A 15,966-nucleotide genomic window follows, 5' to 3' on the forward strand; every position below is an offset into this window, starting at 1 on the left:
TGTCTGCGGGGTCGGACGAGACCGACAGTCGATTCTACGGGATGAGTGCGGCGAGCTGTCGCACAGCGTCTGCGTAGCCGTCGACGCCACGGCCGGCGACCCGCACGGCCGCCACATCTTCCAGGTAGGAATGGTGGCGGAAGGCCTCACGCGCGAGCACATCGGAGATGTGGACCTCCGCGAACGGCAGCGCCACCCCGGTGAGCGCGTCACGCAGCACCACCGACGTGTGCGTGAGCCCGCCCGGATTGATCACGATCCCGGCGCAGTCCTCCCGTGCCGCATGGATCGCGTCGACGAGCACGCCCTCGTGGTTGCTCTGCAGCGCCCGGACCTCGAATCCGACCGCGGCTGCGGCCTCGGTGGTGATCCGTTCCACGTCCGCGAGAGTCGCCGTGCCGTACACGTCGGGCTCGCGGGTACCGAGGAGATTCAGGTTCGGCCCGTTGACCAGGAGGATCCGGCGGCTCACTCCCCGACCTCCTGATAGGCGGCGAACAGCAGCGACTCGTCCGGAGCCTGCAGGACGGTGGGCTTCGCGAGGTCGTCGAGGAGGATGAAGCGCAGCATCCCGCCGCGGCTCTTCTTGTCGCGCTGCATGGTGGCGAGCAACTGCGGCCATGCCCCCGCACGGTACGAGGTCGGAAGGCCCAGCGACTCCAGGATCGTCCGGTGCCGCTCGGCAGCGGAGTCGGACAGACGACCCGCGAGCCGTGAGAGCTCGGCGGCGTAGAGCATCCCGACCGAGATCGCGGCGCCGTGCCGCCAGCGGTACCGTTCCGCATGCTCGATCGCGTGTCCGAGCGTGTGCCCGTAGTTGAGGATCTCGCGGAGTCCGGCCTCGCGGAAGTCATCCGAGACGACCTTCGCCTTCATGTCGATCGCCAGTTCGACCGCGCGGCGGAACTCCTCGGATGTCGTGTCGACGGCGCGGAGCGGATCGGCCTCGATGATGTCCAGGATCTCCGGAGCCCAGATGAATCCGGCCTTGACCACCTCGGCGAATCCTGCGGTCGCCTCGTTGGGACTCAGGCTGGCGAGCTCGTCGAGGTCGCCGATCACGGCGCTCGGCGCCCAGAACGCCCCCACGAGGTTCTTGCCCTCCGCGGTGTTGACACCGGTCTTGCCGCCGACGGACGCATCGACGAGGCCCAGCACCGTGGTCGGCACCTGGATCAGCTGCACGCCCCGCAGCCAGGTCGCGGCGACGAACCCGGCGAGGTCGGTCACCGCTCCCCCGCCGTATCCGATGACCGCATCGCTGCGGGTGAAGTCCGCCTGGCCCATCACCTGCCAGCAGAAGGCCGCGACCTCGATCCGTTTGCCCTGCTCGGCATCCGGGATCTCCGCGAGCAGTACCTCGCGCGGACCGTCGGTGGTGTCGGCGAGAAGTCTGTCGCGCAGCTCGGCCGCGCGGGACGCGAGCGTGGGCGGATGCACCACCAGCACCTTGCGGACGCCCGGCGCGAGCGCGGCGGAGACCCGATCCAGTATCCCGCGTCCGATGGTGATGTCGTAGGCGTCGTTCCCCGTGATGCTGATGGTCGTCGTGCTCATCGCTGTTCTCTCCTCCATGTCACGATGTCATCCGCGATCTTCTGCATCGGACGACGCGAGGTGTCGAAGGTGGTCGAGGCGACCTCGGCGTACCACCCCCGGCGTTCCTCGAAGATCTTCTTCCAGCGCTCCACCGGATCCTCATCCCCTGACAGGAGGGGGCGGTTGCTGCCGCGGAGCCTGTCCGCCACTGCGTCTGGGTTCACCGTCAGGAAGACGACAGGATGCGCTTTCAGGAGTTCGCGGGTGGCCGCCTGCGTGACCGCGCCTCCACCGAGGGAGATCACGCCCCCGTCGGCGAGGGCCTGGGCGACCGCGGCGCGTTCGAGCTCCCGGAAGTGCGCCTCTCCATACTCGGCGAAGATGCCGGGGATCGGACCATGTTCCGCCACGATGCGTTTGTCCGTGTCGACGAAAGCGACGCCGAGCCGCCGAGCGACGCGGCGTCCGACGCTGGTCTTGCCTGCGGCCATCGGGCCGACCAGCACCAGCGTCAGCGGATCAGCCGCGCTCGTCATGCGCGATGAGCGCCGCCTCGGACGCCGGTGTCGTCCGCAGCCCCGCCGGGATGCCTTCGAGGTAGCCCTCGAGGTTGCGACGGGTCTCGCGGATACTGTCGCCACCGAACTTCTCGAGCACGGCGTTCGCGAGCTCCACGGCGACCATCGCCTCGGCGACCACTCCGGCGGCGGGCACAGCGCACACGTCGGAGCGCTGGTGGTGAGCGGTGGCGTCGTCACCCGTGGCGGTGTCGATCGTGCGGAGGGCATGCGGAACGGTCGCGATCGGCTTCATCCCGGCGCGGACGCGCAACACGGTTCCGGTGGACATGCCGCCTTCCGTGCCTCCGGCCCTGTCCGAGCCGCGCGTGATGCCGTCCGCGGTGGCGAAGAGCTCATCGTGGGCGGCCGAACCTCGGCGGCGCGTGGTCTCGAAGCCGTCGCCGACCTCGACGCCCTTGATCGCCTGGATGCTCATGAGCGCCTGAGCGAGACGCGCGTCGAGGCGTCGGTCCCAGTGCACGTGGGAGCCGAGTCCCGGGGGAAGGCCGTATGCGAGCACCTCGACGATGCCGCCCAGCGTGTCGCCGTCCTTCTTCGCGTCATCGACCTCGGCCACCATCAGAGCGGAGGTCGCGGTGTCGAAGCACCGGAGCGGATCGGCATCGAGCGCCTCGACATCGTCGGGCGTGGGGAGCGGAGACCCCTCGGGCACCCGCACCGGGCCGATCGACAGAGTGTGGCTGACCAGGCGGATACCGAGTTCGCCGAGGAACGATCGGGCGATCGCCCCGAGCGCGACACGCGCAGCCGTCTCCCGCGCGCTCGCTCGTTCGAGGATCGGACGCGCCTCGTCGAAGTCGTACTTCTGCATGCCCACGAGGTCGGCGTGCCCCGGACGTGGACGTGTGAGGGGCGCGCTGCGCCCACGGGACTTGTCGGTGAGCTCCACGGGCTCGGGGTTCATGACCTCGATCCACTTCGGCCACTCGGTGTTGCCGATGCGCAGAGCGATCGGGCTGCCGAGGCTCTTGCCGTGCCGCACACCGCCGGAGATGGTCAGCGCGTCCTGCTCGAACTTCATGCGCGAGCCACGGCCATAGCCCAGCTTGCGACGAGCGAGATCGGCCTGGATGGCCTCGGAGGACACAGGGACGCCGGAGGGCAGGCCCTCCATGACGGCGATGAGTTCTGGGCCGTGCGATTCGCCGGCCGTGAGCACGCGGAGCATTGCTCCAGTCTCCCACGGGTTGGCCCCCTCGCCGCGCCGCGTTTCGACGCCGTCCGCTCAGAGCGCGGCGCGCATGGCGGAGACGACCTCTGCTTCGGCGGGCAGCGGGAGCGCCGGATCCCCGTGCCGGAAGATCCGGATCTGGCGCACGGCCTGATGCAGCAGCATCCCCAAGCCGGACACCACCGTGCCGTCGCTCCAGCGGGACGCGAGGGCGGAGGGCCAGGGCGCATAGGCAGCATCGAACAAGGCTCCGCCGGTCTCGGCCAACCCCACCGCGGTTTCGACAGGAAGGGCGGTCGCACTGGGCAAGGTCGAGAGGGTCAGATCGACCGCGTCGCGTCCGCCGCCGAGGGAGCGCGCTTCGACTGGCATACCCAAGCGGTCGCCGAGGGCGACGAGTGCCTTCGCCCGCTCCGGGCGTCGAGCCCGCACCTCCACGTGCTTCACCCCGATCTCGGAGGCGGCGACGAGCGCGGACGCGGCAGTGGCGCCGGCACCGATGATGCGCGCCGTCTCCGCAGCGGTGATCCCCGCCTCCGACAGCGCGTCGATGATCCCGCCGACATCGGTGTTGAAACCGGCGGGCGCCGCCCCGAGCACCAGGGTGTTGACGGCGCCGGTGAGCTCTGCGTGGCGATCCCTCGTCGCAGCGGCGCGGTAGCCCTCCCCCTTCAACGGCATGGTCAGCGACAACCCGCGCCACGTGTCGTCGAGTCCACCGAGTACGGCGGTGAAGGCCTCCGCAGAGACCTGACGCCGTCCGTACTCCCATTCCAGACCGAGGACCCGATACGCGGCGGCATGCAGGTCAGGGGATTTGGAGTGCGCGATCGGGTCCCCCCAGACCGCGAGTCGCGTACGCGTCACCGCGTCAGCACCCGGCGTCGGGGTTCGCGCGGCACCATTCGCGCCACTTCTCGATCCCCTGCTCGTGCTCGGCCATGGTCTCGGAGAACTGCGTCTCCCCCGTGCTGAGGTTGATCGTGACGAAGTAAAGCCACGGGCCATCGACGGGGTTCATCGCCGCCGAGATCGCGGCGTCACTCGGACTCGCGATCGGCGTCGCGGGGAGGCCCTCCCGCACGTAGGTGTTCCAGGCGTTGTCGTCTTCCAGCGCTTCCTTGGAACTCGAGACGACGCCCTCGTGCAGCGAGCCGTAGCCGTACTGCGCGGTCGAGTCCATCTGCAGCTTCATATTGATGTCGAGACGGTTCTGGATCACGCGCGAGACCTTCGCGAAGTCATCGAGCCGACCTTCCCGCTGGATGATCGAGGCGATGGTCAGTATGCGCTCCTCGTCGCCGGCGGGGACCCCCGCAGCGGCCAGCGATTCGCGGGTACGATCGACCATGCGCTGGATGACCTGCGTGGCCGTGACCTCGGGATCGAACGTATAGACGGCCGGGAACAACCAGCCTTCGAGGCTCTGCGCTTCCACGCCGTACTGCGAAGGATCCTTGACGGCCGCCTCGAAGTCCGCCAGCGGCAGACCGAGGGTCTCGGCCATGGCAGGGAGGGAGGAGACGATGGTTCCACCTTCAGCGACCGAGACGGTGTTCTCGAGCTTGTTCGCGTCGTCCCGGAGTGCCGCGAGGGCGGCCTCGGCCGTCATCTTCGTCTGAAGCTTGTACACGCCCGGGTAGAAGATCACGGCGATGTTCTCGTCGACGAGGTAGTCGTAGAAGACGCTCTCGGTCTTCGTCACCCCCGCCTCGTACAGTGCGGTCGACACGGGAGAGCCGGTGTCGCCCTCCTTGATCGTGACGAAGGCCTCGCCGGTCGCCAGACCCGGCTCCCAGTCCTTCGAATCGCCCCAGCCCATCGCGTCACTGATCTTCTCGCCGTAGGTGTTCGCCACCCAGACTCCGGCCGCCGCGATACCACCGAAGATCACCAGGACGATGATCAGCGCGATCAAGCACCCCTTGCGGCGCTTCTTCTTCGGCGCGGCGTCGATGTGATCGTCATGGGGAACGAAGAGGTCGTCCAGCCCACCGCCGAGCACAGGCTCCGGTGTCGCCGCGGCACCCGAAGGCGACTCGATCCGGGGCACGGCACGGGTGGGGGTGTCCGCGGCATCCGCGGAGGCACGGACCGGAGTCGGCGAGGGCACCCCACCGGCGGCGGCGACGGCGTCGTCCGCAGAAGCGCGAACAGGCACGGGAGAAGCCTCGGCCGCTGTATCGGCACCGGTGACGGGGCGGGACTCCCCCGCGGCCGCTTCTCTGGCCGCCCGACGCGAACCCGGAACGGGCGCGCTGTTGTCGACCGTGGGAATCTGCGCGGTCGGCTCGGGGAGGTTCTCGAAGAGATCCCCCAGGCGGGAATCTGCGTCGTGCCGCGGCGTTTCGTTGTCGCGTTCGGACATCGTCAGGCGTGCTCCTCGTCAGGCGAGATGATGGCACCGGCCGGGTTTCCGGTGCTCTTCTCCATGTCGATCGCCTGCTGCAGAAGCACCACGGCGGCGACCTGATCCACAATGCTACGAGACTTCTTCTGAGATCTCCCGGAACTGCGCAACGCAGCATGGGCCGTCACAGTGCTCAAGCGCTCGTCCACGAGCCTCACCGGAGTGCCGCTGCGCCGGCAGAGTTCGGCGGCGAACTCCCGCGCGTCCGTGGTCGACGCGGTATCCGCACCCTGCATGTTGACCGGCAGACCGACCACGAACTCCAACGGGTCGTACTCGCTCGCGATCTGAAGGATCCTTGCGATCGAGGCCTCGTCGCGAGGCACCGTCTCCACGGGGACGGCCAGCATCCCGTCGGGGTCGCAGCGCGCGACACCGACCCGCGCGCGCCCCACGTCGATGCCGAGCCGCACACCGCGGCGGAAAGTGCTCACGCGCCGCGCAGCTCCTGTGCGATGGCTTCGAGCGCCGCCGGCAGAGCCGCCGTGTCGGCGCCGCCACCTTGCGCGACATCATCGCGCCCGCCGCCACCGCCGCCGAGCACGCCTGCCGCGCGCTTCGCGAGCGCACCGGCCTTCGCTCCCGCCAAGCGTGCCGCGTCATTGGTCGCGACGACGACGACGGGCCGCCCGCCCACGACCGCCCCGAGTGCCACCACAGCGGCCTCCGAGCCGAGCCGATCGCGCACGCCGTTGACGAGGTCTCGCACGTCATCCGCCGATGCGACTTCGCCCAGACTCTGCGCGGCCAGTCGGAACGCACCGACGCGCGTCGCGGCGTCGACGATGGCCGGCACCTGTCCGGCTCTCTCCTTCGCCTCGAACTGCGCGATGCGCTTCTCCGCAGCCTTCAGGCTGGCCGTCAGGTCGGCGATCCGCTCCGGCAGCTGCTCCCGCGGCGTCTTGAGGGAACTGGTCAGCTGCGAGACGATCGCCCGCTCAGCCGCGAGCTCACGGAAAGCATCGGCGCCGACGAGAGCTTCGATACGACGGTTGGAGGCGCCCACCGAGGACTCCCCGACCAGGCTGACCAGCCCGATCTCGGCACTGGTGGTCACGTGCGTCCCGGCGCAGAGTTCCCGCGACCACGGCCCACCGATGTCGACCATGCGCACGACGTCGCCGTACTTCTCGCCGAACAGCGCCATGGCGCCGGCTTCCTTGGCCTCGTCGAGCGAGACGATGCGCGTGGTCACTTCCAGGGCGTCCTGCACCGCGCGGTTGGTGATCTCCTCGATCTCGCTGCGCGTATCCGCCGAGAGCGCCTGCGACCAGGCGAAGTCGAAGCGCATGTAGCCGGCACGATTCAAAGAACCGGCCTGCGTCGCCGTGGGACCGAGGGTGTCACGGAGCGCGGCGTGCACGAGGTGCGTGGCCGAATGCGCCTGGCGGGCTGCACGGCGGTTCGCCGCGTCCACGACCGACGTCGCGACATCGTCGACGGCCACGCTTCCGCGCGTGACTTCGACGGTGTGGCTGATGAGTCCGGGGACCGGCTTCTGAACGTCGAGCACTTCGAGCGCGTAGCCCGGGCCGACGATCGTGCCCTTGTCGGCCACCTGACCACCGGACTCGGCATACAGCGTCGTCTCGGCGAGCACGACCTCGGCGATCTGCCCTTCGGATGCGCTGCGCACAGGCACTCCGTCGACGAGGAGTCCGAGCACACGGGACTCGACCTCGAGCGCGGTGTATCCGTCGAAACCGGTCTCGCCCAGGGAGCGCAGCTCCCGGTAGACCGATACGTCGGCGAGCTGACGCTTGCGGTTGCGGGCGTCGTCCTTGGCCCGCTGACGCTGCTCCTGCATGAGCGTGTCGAAAGCGGCGCGATCGACGTCCAGTCCCGCTTCCTCAGCGACTTCGAGCGTGAGGTCGATCGGGAAGCCGTAAGTGTCGTGGAGCAGGAACGCCTCGGGACCGCTGAGCGTCTTCCCCCCGCCCTTCCTGGTCTCGTCGAGGGCGAGATCGAGGATCGTGGAGCCGGCCACGAGGGTCCGGCGGAACGTCTCCTCTTCGGCGAACGCCGACGCGGACAGTACCGCCCAGTCCCTCTCGAGTTCCGGATAGGTCGTCTTCATCACATCGCGCGATGCGGCGAACAGCTCGGGGAACACCGGCTCATCGACGCCGAGCAGTCGCATCGAGCGGACCGTGCGGCGCATCAGACGGCGGAGGATGTACCCACGCCCCTCGTTGGATGGACGCACCCCGTCGGACAGAAGCATGAGGGAGGAACGCACATGGTCGGCGACAACGCGGAATCGCACGTCGTCCTCATGCTGCACGCCGTACGGGCGGCCGGAGAGCTCGACGGCGCGATCCAGCACCGGACGCACCTGATCCGACTCGTACATGTTGTCGACGCCCTGCTTGAGGAACGCGACACGCTCGAGTCCCATCCCGGTGTCGATGTTCTTCATCGGCAGCTCGCCGACGATGTCGAACTCCGTCTTGCTGCGGATGTTCTCGATGAAGTCCTGCATGAACACGAGGTTCCAGATCTCCAGGAACCGTGAGTCGTCGACGGCGGGACCGCCGTCCTTCCCGTAGGCCGGCCCGCGGTCGAAGAAGATCTCGGAATCAGGACCGCCCGGTCCGGGCTGCCCTGTGTTCCAGTAGTTGTCCGCGCGCCCGAGGCGCTGGATGCGCTCCGGCTTGAGACCGATGATGTCGCGCCAGATGGCCTCGGCCTCGTCGTCCGTCTCGTAGACGGTGACCCACAGGTCCTTCTCGTCGAAGCCGAGCCCCCCGTCCGACTCGGAACCTGTCAGAAGCTCCCAGGCGTATCGGATCGCGCCTTCTTTGAAGTAGTCGCCGAACGACCAGTTGCCCAGCATCTGGAAGAAGGTGCCGTGACGGGCGGTCCGACCGACCTCTTCGATGTCGTTGGTGCGAATGCACTTCTGCACGTCCGCGATCCGCGGATGCGGCGCAGGGACGACGCCCGTGAGGTACGGGATCATCGGCACCATGCCGGCGACCGTGAACAGCAGCGACGGGTCGTCGCTGACGAGCGAGGCCGAGGGGACGATGAGGTGGTCGTTCTTCTCGAAGTAGTCGAGGTAACGCTGCGCGATCTCCGCAGTTTTCATAGAGTGCCGGGTGTCCTTGCGTGAAGATGCCGCGCCGGGGCGCTGCTGCGGTGGTTCAGTTGTCGCCCGGCTCCGTGAGCCGTGCCTCCTGCTCGCGGTAGGCGTCGCCGAGGATCGCGGTGAATCCGTTGATCCGGGCGTCGACCTCGGCGAGGATGTCGTGACCACGCGGGTCCTTGTTCATGAAGTGAGCCGCGACGAAGCCGCCGATCACGCCGATCAGGAACCACAGCACGTTCTTCATGTCGTCATCCTTGCCTTTGACCCGCGAAGGCGCGGTCTCACCATCGTATGCGGAAACGACAGGAGGCGTCGGGAATCCCGACGCCTCCTGCCTGATTGCTCTTTCGCTGTATCAGCGAGCTGCGTAGTACTCGACGACGAGCTGCACTTCACAGGTCACGGGGACCTCGGCGCGCTTCGGGCGACGGACAAGACGCGACTGGAGCTTGTCGAGCTCGACCTCGAGGTAGCCGGGAACGGGGGGCAGGACCTCGGCGTGACCGCCGGCTGCTGCCACCTGGAAGGGCTCGGTGCCCTCGCTCTTGGCCTTGACGTGGATGAGCTGACCCGGCTTCACGCGGAAGGACGGGCGGTCGACGAGCTGGCCGTCGACGAGGATGTGACGGTGTACGACGAGCTGACGAGCCTGCGCGGTGGTGCGGGCGAAGCCCGAGCGCAGAACCAGAGCGTCGAGACGCATCTCGAGGAGCTCGACCAGGTTCTCACCGGTCAGGCCGTCGTGACGACGGGCCTCGTTGAACGTGTTGCGCATCTGCTTCTCGCGGATGCCGTACTGCTCGCGAAGACGCTGCTTCTCACGCAGACGGACGGCGTAGTCGCTGTCTGCCTTGCGCTTGGTGCGGCCGTGCTCGCCGGGAGCGTAGGGACGCTTCTCGAGGTAGCGGGCGGCCTTCGGGGTGAGCGGGATACCGAGGGCACGGCTCAGACGAACCTTGCGACGGTCCTGGGACTTCGTGGTCACGAAGCTTTCCTTCCGATGACGTGGTCGCGTCTTTCACGACTCACGGACGTATCGTCCGCGTTCTGCCTTGGAGCGCACGCCGGGGCGCCAGCCAAGGTGGGGTGTGAACGAGGAGATGCCCGAAAACTCGGTTTCGAGCCGCTCAAGTCTAACAGATCGCGGTTCCGCAACCGCGTGGTGACTCAGCGGTCGCCGAGGATGCGGCGGATGCGCTCGAGTCGCGCGGCGATGTCACGCTCGGCACCGAGGTTCTTCGGCTCGTAGTAGTGCTTGCCGTCGAGCTCGTCGGGCAGGTACTGCTGCGGCACCACGCCGTACTCGCTGTCGTGGGAGTACACGTATCCCTTGCCGTGTCCGAGACGCTTCGCTCCCGGGTAGTGGGCATCGCGCAGGTGCAGCGGCACCCGTCCGAACCCGCCGGAGCGGATGTCGGCGATCGCCGCGTCGATGCCCACGTAGGCCGCATTGGACTTCGCCGTGGTCGCGAGATACACCGTCGCCTCAGCGAGCGGGATGCGCCCCTCCGGCATGCCGATGAAGGCGACCGCATCTGCCGCCGCGACGGCGATGCCGAGAGCCTGAGGATCGGCGAGGCCCACGTCTTCCGAGGCCGAGATGACAAGACGTCGAGCGATGAAGCGGGGGTCCTCCCCTGCTTCGATCATGCGAGCGAGGTAGTGGAGTGCGGCATCGGGGTCGGATCCTCTGATCGACTTGATGAACGCGCTGATGACGTCGTAGTGCTCGTCACCCTGACGGTCGTATCGCAGCAGAGCCTTGTCGACGGCTTGCGCGATGTGGTCGGCGGTGATCTCCGCGGCACCCGACGACGCATGCGCCGCTGCGGCCCCGTCGTCCGACTCGTCCTCTTCGCCGGTGTCGGCCGCGTGCGAGACGGCGACCGCCGCGCCTGCTTCGAGACCGGTGAGGGCACGCCGGGCATCCCCCGACGCGAGCCGGATCAAGGATGCACGCGCCTCGGGGCTCAGGACCACGGCGCCGTTCAGCCCCCGCGCGTCCGTCACCGCACGATCGACGAGCACCCCGATGTCCTCATCGGTGAGGGGCTGGAGCGTGAGCAGCAAGGAGCGCGACAGCAACGGCGAGATCACCGAGAAGGAGGGGTTCTCGGTCGTCGCCGCGATCAGGATGACCCAACCGTTCTCGACACCGGGAAGCAGCGCGTCCTGCTGCGCCTTGGTGAAGCGGTGGATCTCGTCGAGGAAGAGGATCGTCGTCTGCCCGTAGAGATCGCGCTGCGTGATCGCCTCCTGCATCACCTCCCGGACGTCCTTCACACCGGCGGTGATCGCCGAGAGCTCGACGAAGCGGCGCCCTGAGGACCGCGCGATCGCCTGAGCGAGCGTGGTCTTGCCCGTGCCCGGTGGGCCCCACAGGATCATCGACACGGCACCCGGGGAGGTCGCTTGCGGGTCGGCGAGGGCCACGATGGGGGAACCGGCTCGCAGAAGATGACGCTGTCCCGCGACCTCATCGAGGGAGACCGGGCGCATGCGCACGGCGAGGGGCGTCTGCCCGGAGAGCAGCGCGGCGGGGGACGTCATCCATCCAGGCTACCGGCGGGCTCGGACACTTCGGGCGACCGCGCGCATCCCGGTAGGCTCTCAGGCGACGTCGTGTCATGACGTCGGGATGGGAGATCGAGGCATGGCCGCACGCGGTTCCAAGAAGGCACAGTCGCGCACGTCAGCCGAGCGCGCACGGCTGCACGCCGCGCGCACGCAGTGGCACGAGGGCCAGATCCGTCGTCGCGTCCGGGACAACACGATCGCCGCGGTCGCCGCGAGTCTCATCGTCGTCGCCGCGATCGGCAGCCAGGTCGTGCATGCACAGGTCACCGCACCCGAGCCGGAACCCACGCCCGCTCCCACCGTGGAACCGACGACCCCTCCCACGGACGCCCCGTCGGAGACTCCCACGCCGCTCCCCTCCGACACCCCGGCTGGATAGTAGGTTCCGCGACCTGATCACTGCTCGGTGACGGCCAAGCGATAGCCGCGCTTCACGACGGTCTGCACCAGATCGATACCGTCGAGCGACTCGCGAAGGCGCGCCACGGCGACCTCCACCGCCCGACCGCTGCGTTCCCCACCCGGGAGTCCTCGGCCGAGCTCGGCGCGCGAGAGGACCCGACCACCTGCGAGGAACAGCGCTTCCATGACGCCCGTGGCCCCGCGAGACAGGGGGATGAACCGCTCGTCGACGACGACACCACCGCTGCGGACCTCGAGGCGGCCCGCGTCGGTGACCAGCGCTGCCATACCGCTGTCGTAGTGCGCGACCACCCCCCGGGCGAGTGCTGTGACGCTGGATCCCTCCGTGCGCATCACGGAGAGGCGGGCGAGGCGCAGACGGTCCGCATCCTCCCGGTGGAGTGCGCCCAGGAGCAACCTCCCCGAATCCGACCTTCGGCGGATGGCCTCGAGCGCTCCTGTGCTCTCGGCCGTCTCGAGCCAGGGCGCCGTGGGGGCCAGGAACAGCACGGCGTCGATCCCGCCTCTCGCTGCACGTTGGACGACGCTCCGCAGGGCGGCGGACGTCCGTGCACCCCCTCGTGGCACCGTGACGCGGAACACCGCCGCCCCCGCGTCCGTCAACACCCCGATGAGACCTTCCGATCGTCCGTCGGCGACGCCGTCGCGCGGGGGCTCCGCAGCTCTCGCATCATCCGACACGATGATCCTGCATCCCGCGAGTGGCGGGCGTCGACCGGTCACCGGGGTCATGAGGCAGGACTCCCCACTCGACGAAGCGGCACTCGGCGGGCGCTCCCCTCGCCCGCGCGAGCTTTCCCCGGCTTCCCCTGATGCGGCAGGCCCTTCTCCTGCACGTCCGATGCCACTCGCGGATCGTCCAGCCGCGGCAGATCCTCGGCGACGAGGAGCACCGCTTGTTCGCCGGCGCCGGACGCCGACGCGAGTCCCGCCGCAGCCAGACCGGCACGCACGGACCGCAGGTGCTCGGTCCGCACCCCTCGCAACTCGATCCTCGCGTCCGCGATCCGTGCTCGCAATCCGTACCGCTCGGCGAGCTCCCCGATGGCCAGCAGCTCCTTCGGGGTGAGCGTATCGTCGCGCATCACCGGAGAGACGACGTGCGTTCCGTCCGCCAGGACCCGGCTGTGGCCCTCCCTCTGCGCCTCGGGCGCCGCCGTCGCATGCCGGAGATCCCTCTGGACGGCGATCTGCAGGAGAACTCGAGCGATCGCCAGTGTGCATCGCCGACAGCCACGTGCGAAGCCGAAACGGTCGCGGATCGACGTGAACGTCACCTCGACGGCTCCACTCACCGTAGCGAGGAGGTCCTGCGCGCTCAGGGTGGCGTGATCGCAGATCTCCACCGCATCCGCGCCACCGACCGCCGACAGCAGGCGTGCGGCGTGAGCGGGCCGCCACGCTTCTCCGGCCAGGGCCCGGAGCGCCGCATACCCACTCGTGTCGCCGACCAAGACCCCTCCGACCACTGTGCGTCCGTCGTCGGAGACCACGAGCTTGCGATAGATCCCCGCCTGGGGATCATCGTGCGTGACGATTTCGACCGCGGACGCCGGCGAGGCGAGCGGATCGCCGAACGTCGCGATGTCGACCCCGGCGACCGCGACGTTCCCGCCTTCGAGGTCGCGAGGGAGACGTGCGTCCCTGCCTCGAACGTGCGCTGCGGCGACGTCAGCCGTGACCCGCACCGCGCCGACGTACCCGGGGCCTCGTCCTTCGAGCCGCGCCACCTCTCCGATCGCGAGGATGCTCGGAACCGAGGTCTCACCTCTTTCGTCGACGAGCACGCCCCCTTCAGGATGCACACCGAGACCGGCGTTGCGGGCGAGCTCGTCGCGGGCACGCACCCCGACGGTGAACACCACCACGTCGGCGCGTTGGAACGAGCCGTCCTGAAACTCCAGCGAGGCGACCGAGCCCGACTCGTCCGGATCGAGTCGCGTCGTGCGAACGCCCGTGCGCACCGGTATGCCTCGTTTTCGGAAGACGCCCTGCACCACGGCTGAGGCCGACCGATCGAGTTGACGGGGCATCACGCGGTCCGAGAACTCGATCACCGTCGTGTCGACCCCCAGCTCGCTCAACGCCTCGGCGGCCTGAAGACCGTGCAACCCCGCACCGACCACGGTCCCGCGCAAAGGACGCCCGAGTTGCCGGGACCTCGACCCCACGAACGCTCGGATCGCCTCGACGTCTTCGACGGTGCGGAACCCGAAGCACCCGGGAAGGTTCGCGCCGTCCACGGCGACCTTCGCCCCGAAGGAACCGGTCGCCAACACGAGCGTGTCGTAGGCGTAGGTGCGCCGTGCTCGCGTCCGCACAGTGTGTCCCGAAGGGTCGATCCGGAGAACCCGGTCGTCGCGGATCAGCCGAACCCGGTCGTCGCGGAACACGCTTCGCTCGAGTTGGATCTCCTCCGCACCGACACCCGAGAACACGCGTACCAGCGCCGAGCGGTCGTACGGGCCCGATCCTTCGTCACCGATAACGGTCACCCGCACCGGCGCATCGGGATCGCGGAGCAGCTGTTCGACGAACCGATGGGCTGCGACACCCGCTCCGACGACCAGGATCTCGCTCGCCGCGGGTGCCGTGCCGTTCATCGTGCTCCTGTCGACCGGAAGACTGTCGTCCTGGTGACGATAGGAGCGTCGTGTTTCCCGGAGGTGACGTCGAATGTTTCCTCCGTCGAACTTTCTGCTCACAGAACGGTAACGACGCGGCATCGGGGACCACGGCCTCACCCCCGGTGCTCGGGCGTACTAGGCTGAGCCTCGTCCTTTCCGCCTCCCGCGGCCCTACCGCGCAAGGAGAATCACGTGTCTGCCACCGAGCCTTCGAAGCCGACTCCCCCCGTCCCCGGACCGCCCGCCGTGCCGATGCCGCGAAAGGCGCCGACGCCGGCCGCCGTCGCGCCCGTCACCTCGGTGCCGGCCGCATCGTCGACATCCGCCGAATGGGGCCGCGTCTCCGACGACGGAACCGTCGAGGTCCGCGAAGGCGACGCCTGGCGCGTCGTCGGACAGTACCCCGACGGCACACCGCAGGAGGCTCTCGCCTACTTCGTGCGCAAGTTCGACGACATCGCGTTCAAGGTGCACACGCTCGAACAGCGCCATCAGGCCGGTGGCGCATCGGCCGCCGACCTCGTCAAGCAGGCGGGTCACCTGATCGATGAAGCGACGGATGCCGCCGCGGTCGGCGACCTCGAAGGACTCCGAGACCGCTTGAACGCCCTCACCTCTTCACTGTCCGAGGCCACCGAGCAGGAGGCGCAGCAGGCCAAGGCGCTCGTCGACCAGGCGATCGCCGAGCGCACCGCCCTGGTGGAGAAGGCGGAGGCGATCGCCGCCCGCGATCTCAGCAAGGTGCAGTGGAAGCAGGTGACCGCCGAGCTCGGGGAACTGTTCGACGCCTGGCAGGCCCAGCAGCAGAACGGCCCTCGTCTGTCGAAGGGCGTTTCGCAGCAGCTGTGGAAGCGTTTCCGAGACGCACGCGCCGTGGTCGACAAGCAGCGCCGAGCCTTCTACTCGGAGCTCGACGATGCACACAAGCTCGCTCGCGACGCGAAGACACGTCTTGTCGAGCGCGCCGAGGCTCTCGCCCCGCGCGGAACGGACGGCATTCCGGCGTACCGCACTCTGCTCGACGAGTGGAAGGCCGCCGGACGCGCAGGACGCAAGGCGGACGACGCACTCTGGGCCCGGTTCAAGGCTGCAGGCGACGCCCTGTATGCCGCCCGCGCGGAACAGTCCGCCGCCGAGGAAGCCGAGTCCGCGCCGAAGATCGAAGCGCGCGAAGCCCTCCTCGAAGAGGCCAAGGCTGTCGCTGACGAGTCGAACATCAAGCGCGCTCGCGCGCTTCTCACGCGTATCCAGCGGCAGTGGGACGAGATCGGTCGCATCTTCCCCCGCGAGAAGGAGCGTGCTCTCGACGACAAGCTCCGCACCATCGAGCAAGCACTCAAGGCCCGCGAGGACGTCGACTGGAAGAAGAACAACCCCGAGACCAAGGCGCGCGCGAACGACATGAGCTCGCAGCTGCTCGAGGCCATCGAGAAGCTCGAGGCCGAGGTGGCCGCAGCCGAGAAGGCCGGTGACAAGAAGGCCGCGAAGGAAGCGACGGACGCCCTCGAGGCTCGTCGCGCCTGGCTGAGCGCTCTCGGAGGCTGATC

General features: G+C 68.7%; 15 protein-coding genes. 2 read left to right on the forward strand and 13 right to left on the reverse strand.

What is annotated here, in order from left to right:
* Window positions 1-34 precede the first annotated feature (34 nt).
* The 11 genes from LRQ07_RS08920 to LRQ07_RS08970 all read right to left on the reverse strand — a co-directional run bounded on the left by LRQ07_RS08920 (window position 35) and on the right by LRQ07_RS08970 (window position 11,342).
* The gene (locus LRQ07_RS08920) at window positions 35-472 is read right to left on the reverse strand and encodes a type II 3-dehydroquinate dehydratase (RefSeq protein WP_047519510.1); all 438 of its coding nucleotides are present in this window, start codon (window positions 470-472) and stop codon (window positions 35-37) included.
* Window positions 469-1,557: a 3-dehydroquinate synthase gene (gene aroB / locus LRQ07_RS08925; protein WP_256534386.1), complete on the reverse strand. Its 1,089-nt coding sequence runs from the start codon at window positions 1,555-1,557 to the stop codon at window positions 469-471. Before aroB ends, LRQ07_RS08920 begins: the two co-directional genes overlap by 4 nt.
* Window positions 1,554-2,075: a shikimate kinase gene (locus LRQ07_RS08930; RefSeq protein ID WP_232761826.1), complete on the reverse strand. Its 522-nt coding sequence runs from the start codon at window positions 2,073-2,075 to the stop codon at window positions 1,554-1,556. The genes aroB and LRQ07_RS08930 overlap by 4 nt, the downstream gene beginning before the upstream one ends.
* Window positions 2,059-3,288, reverse strand: coding sequence for a chorismate synthase (aroC, locus tag LRQ07_RS08935; protein WP_131491055.1), 1,230 nt, complete (start codon window positions 3,286-3,288; stop codon window positions 2,059-2,061). Before aroC ends, LRQ07_RS08930 begins: the two co-directional genes overlap by 17 nt.
* A gap of 57 nt (window positions 3,289-3,345) precedes the next feature.
* Window positions 3,346-4,158 carry a shikimate dehydrogenase gene (locus LRQ07_RS08940; RefSeq protein WP_256534387.1) on the reverse strand — a complete coding sequence of 271 codons (813 nt, stop codon included), beginning with the start codon at window positions 4,156-4,158 and terminating at the stop codon, window positions 3,346-3,348.
* Between the two features lie 4 nt (window positions 4,159-4,162).
* On the reverse strand, window positions 4,163-5,659 hold the full coding sequence (gene mltG / locus LRQ07_RS08945) for an endolytic transglycosylase MltG (protein ID WP_256534388.1): 1,497 nt from the start codon (window positions 5,657-5,659) through the stop codon (window positions 4,163-4,165).
* 2 nt (window positions 5,660-5,661) lie between these two features.
* Complete coding sequence (ruvX, locus tag LRQ07_RS08950) at window positions 5,662-6,135, reverse strand: Holliday junction resolvase RuvX (RefSeq protein WP_232761823.1); 474 nt, start codon at window positions 6,133-6,135, stop codon at window positions 5,662-5,664.
* Complete coding sequence (gene alaS / locus LRQ07_RS08955) at window positions 6,132-8,792, reverse strand: alanine--tRNA ligase (protein WP_256534389.1); 2,661 nt, start codon at window positions 8,790-8,792, stop codon at window positions 6,132-6,134. The genes ruvX and alaS overlap by 4 nt, the downstream gene beginning before the upstream one ends.
* Window positions 8,793-8,847: 55 nt before the next feature.
* Window positions 8,848-9,036, reverse strand: coding sequence for a hypothetical protein (locus LRQ07_RS08960; RefSeq protein ID WP_017202147.1), 189 nt, complete (start codon window positions 9,034-9,036; stop codon window positions 8,848-8,850).
* 111 nt (window positions 9,037-9,147) lie between these two features.
* Entirely contained in the window at window positions 9,148-9,777 is a 630-nt protein-coding gene (rpsD, locus tag LRQ07_RS08965; protein WP_047519497.1) for a 30S ribosomal protein S4, read from the reverse strand.
* Between the two features lie 182 nt (window positions 9,778-9,959).
* A complete protein-coding gene (locus LRQ07_RS08970; protein ID WP_081996884.1) occupies window positions 9,960-11,342 on the reverse strand; it encodes a replication-associated recombination protein A in 1,383 nt (460 codons plus the stop codon).
* Window positions 11,343-11,445: 103 nt separating this feature from the next.
* On the opposite strand from LRQ07_RS08970, the gene LRQ07_RS08975 reads away from it, so the two are divergent.
* Window positions 11,446-11,748, forward strand: coding sequence for a hypothetical protein (locus tag LRQ07_RS08975; RefSeq protein ID WP_227991631.1), 303 nt, complete (start codon window positions 11,446-11,448; stop codon window positions 11,746-11,748).
* 17 nt (window positions 11,749-11,765) lie between these two features.
* On the opposite strand, the gene LRQ07_RS08980 is transcribed toward LRQ07_RS08975, so the two are convergent.
* Window positions 11,766-12,473, reverse strand: a complete 708-nt coding sequence (locus LRQ07_RS08980) for a winged helix-turn-helix domain-containing protein (protein WP_256534390.1) — start codon at window positions 12,471-12,473, stop codon at window positions 11,766-11,768.
* Window positions 12,474-12,520: 47 nt separating this feature from the next.
* Window positions 12,521-14,395 carry an NAD(P)/FAD-dependent oxidoreductase gene (locus tag LRQ07_RS08985; protein ID WP_256534391.1) on the reverse strand — a complete coding sequence of 625 codons (1,875 nt, stop codon included), beginning with the start codon at window positions 14,393-14,395 and terminating at the stop codon, window positions 12,521-12,523.
* Window positions 14,396-14,611: 216 nt separating this feature from the next.
* Between LRQ07_RS08985 and LRQ07_RS08990 the strand changes: the two genes are divergently transcribed.
* Entirely contained in the window at window positions 14,612-15,964 is a 1,353-nt protein-coding gene (locus LRQ07_RS08990) for a DUF349 domain-containing protein (protein ID WP_256534392.1), read from the forward strand.
* The last annotated feature ends 2 nt before the right edge of the window (window positions 15,965-15,966 follow it).

Source organism: Microbacterium sp. J1-1 (assembly GCF_024498615.1).
Classification (GTDB): domain Bacteria; phylum Actinomycetota; class Actinomycetes; order Actinomycetales; family Microbacteriaceae; genus Microbacterium; species Microbacterium aurugineum.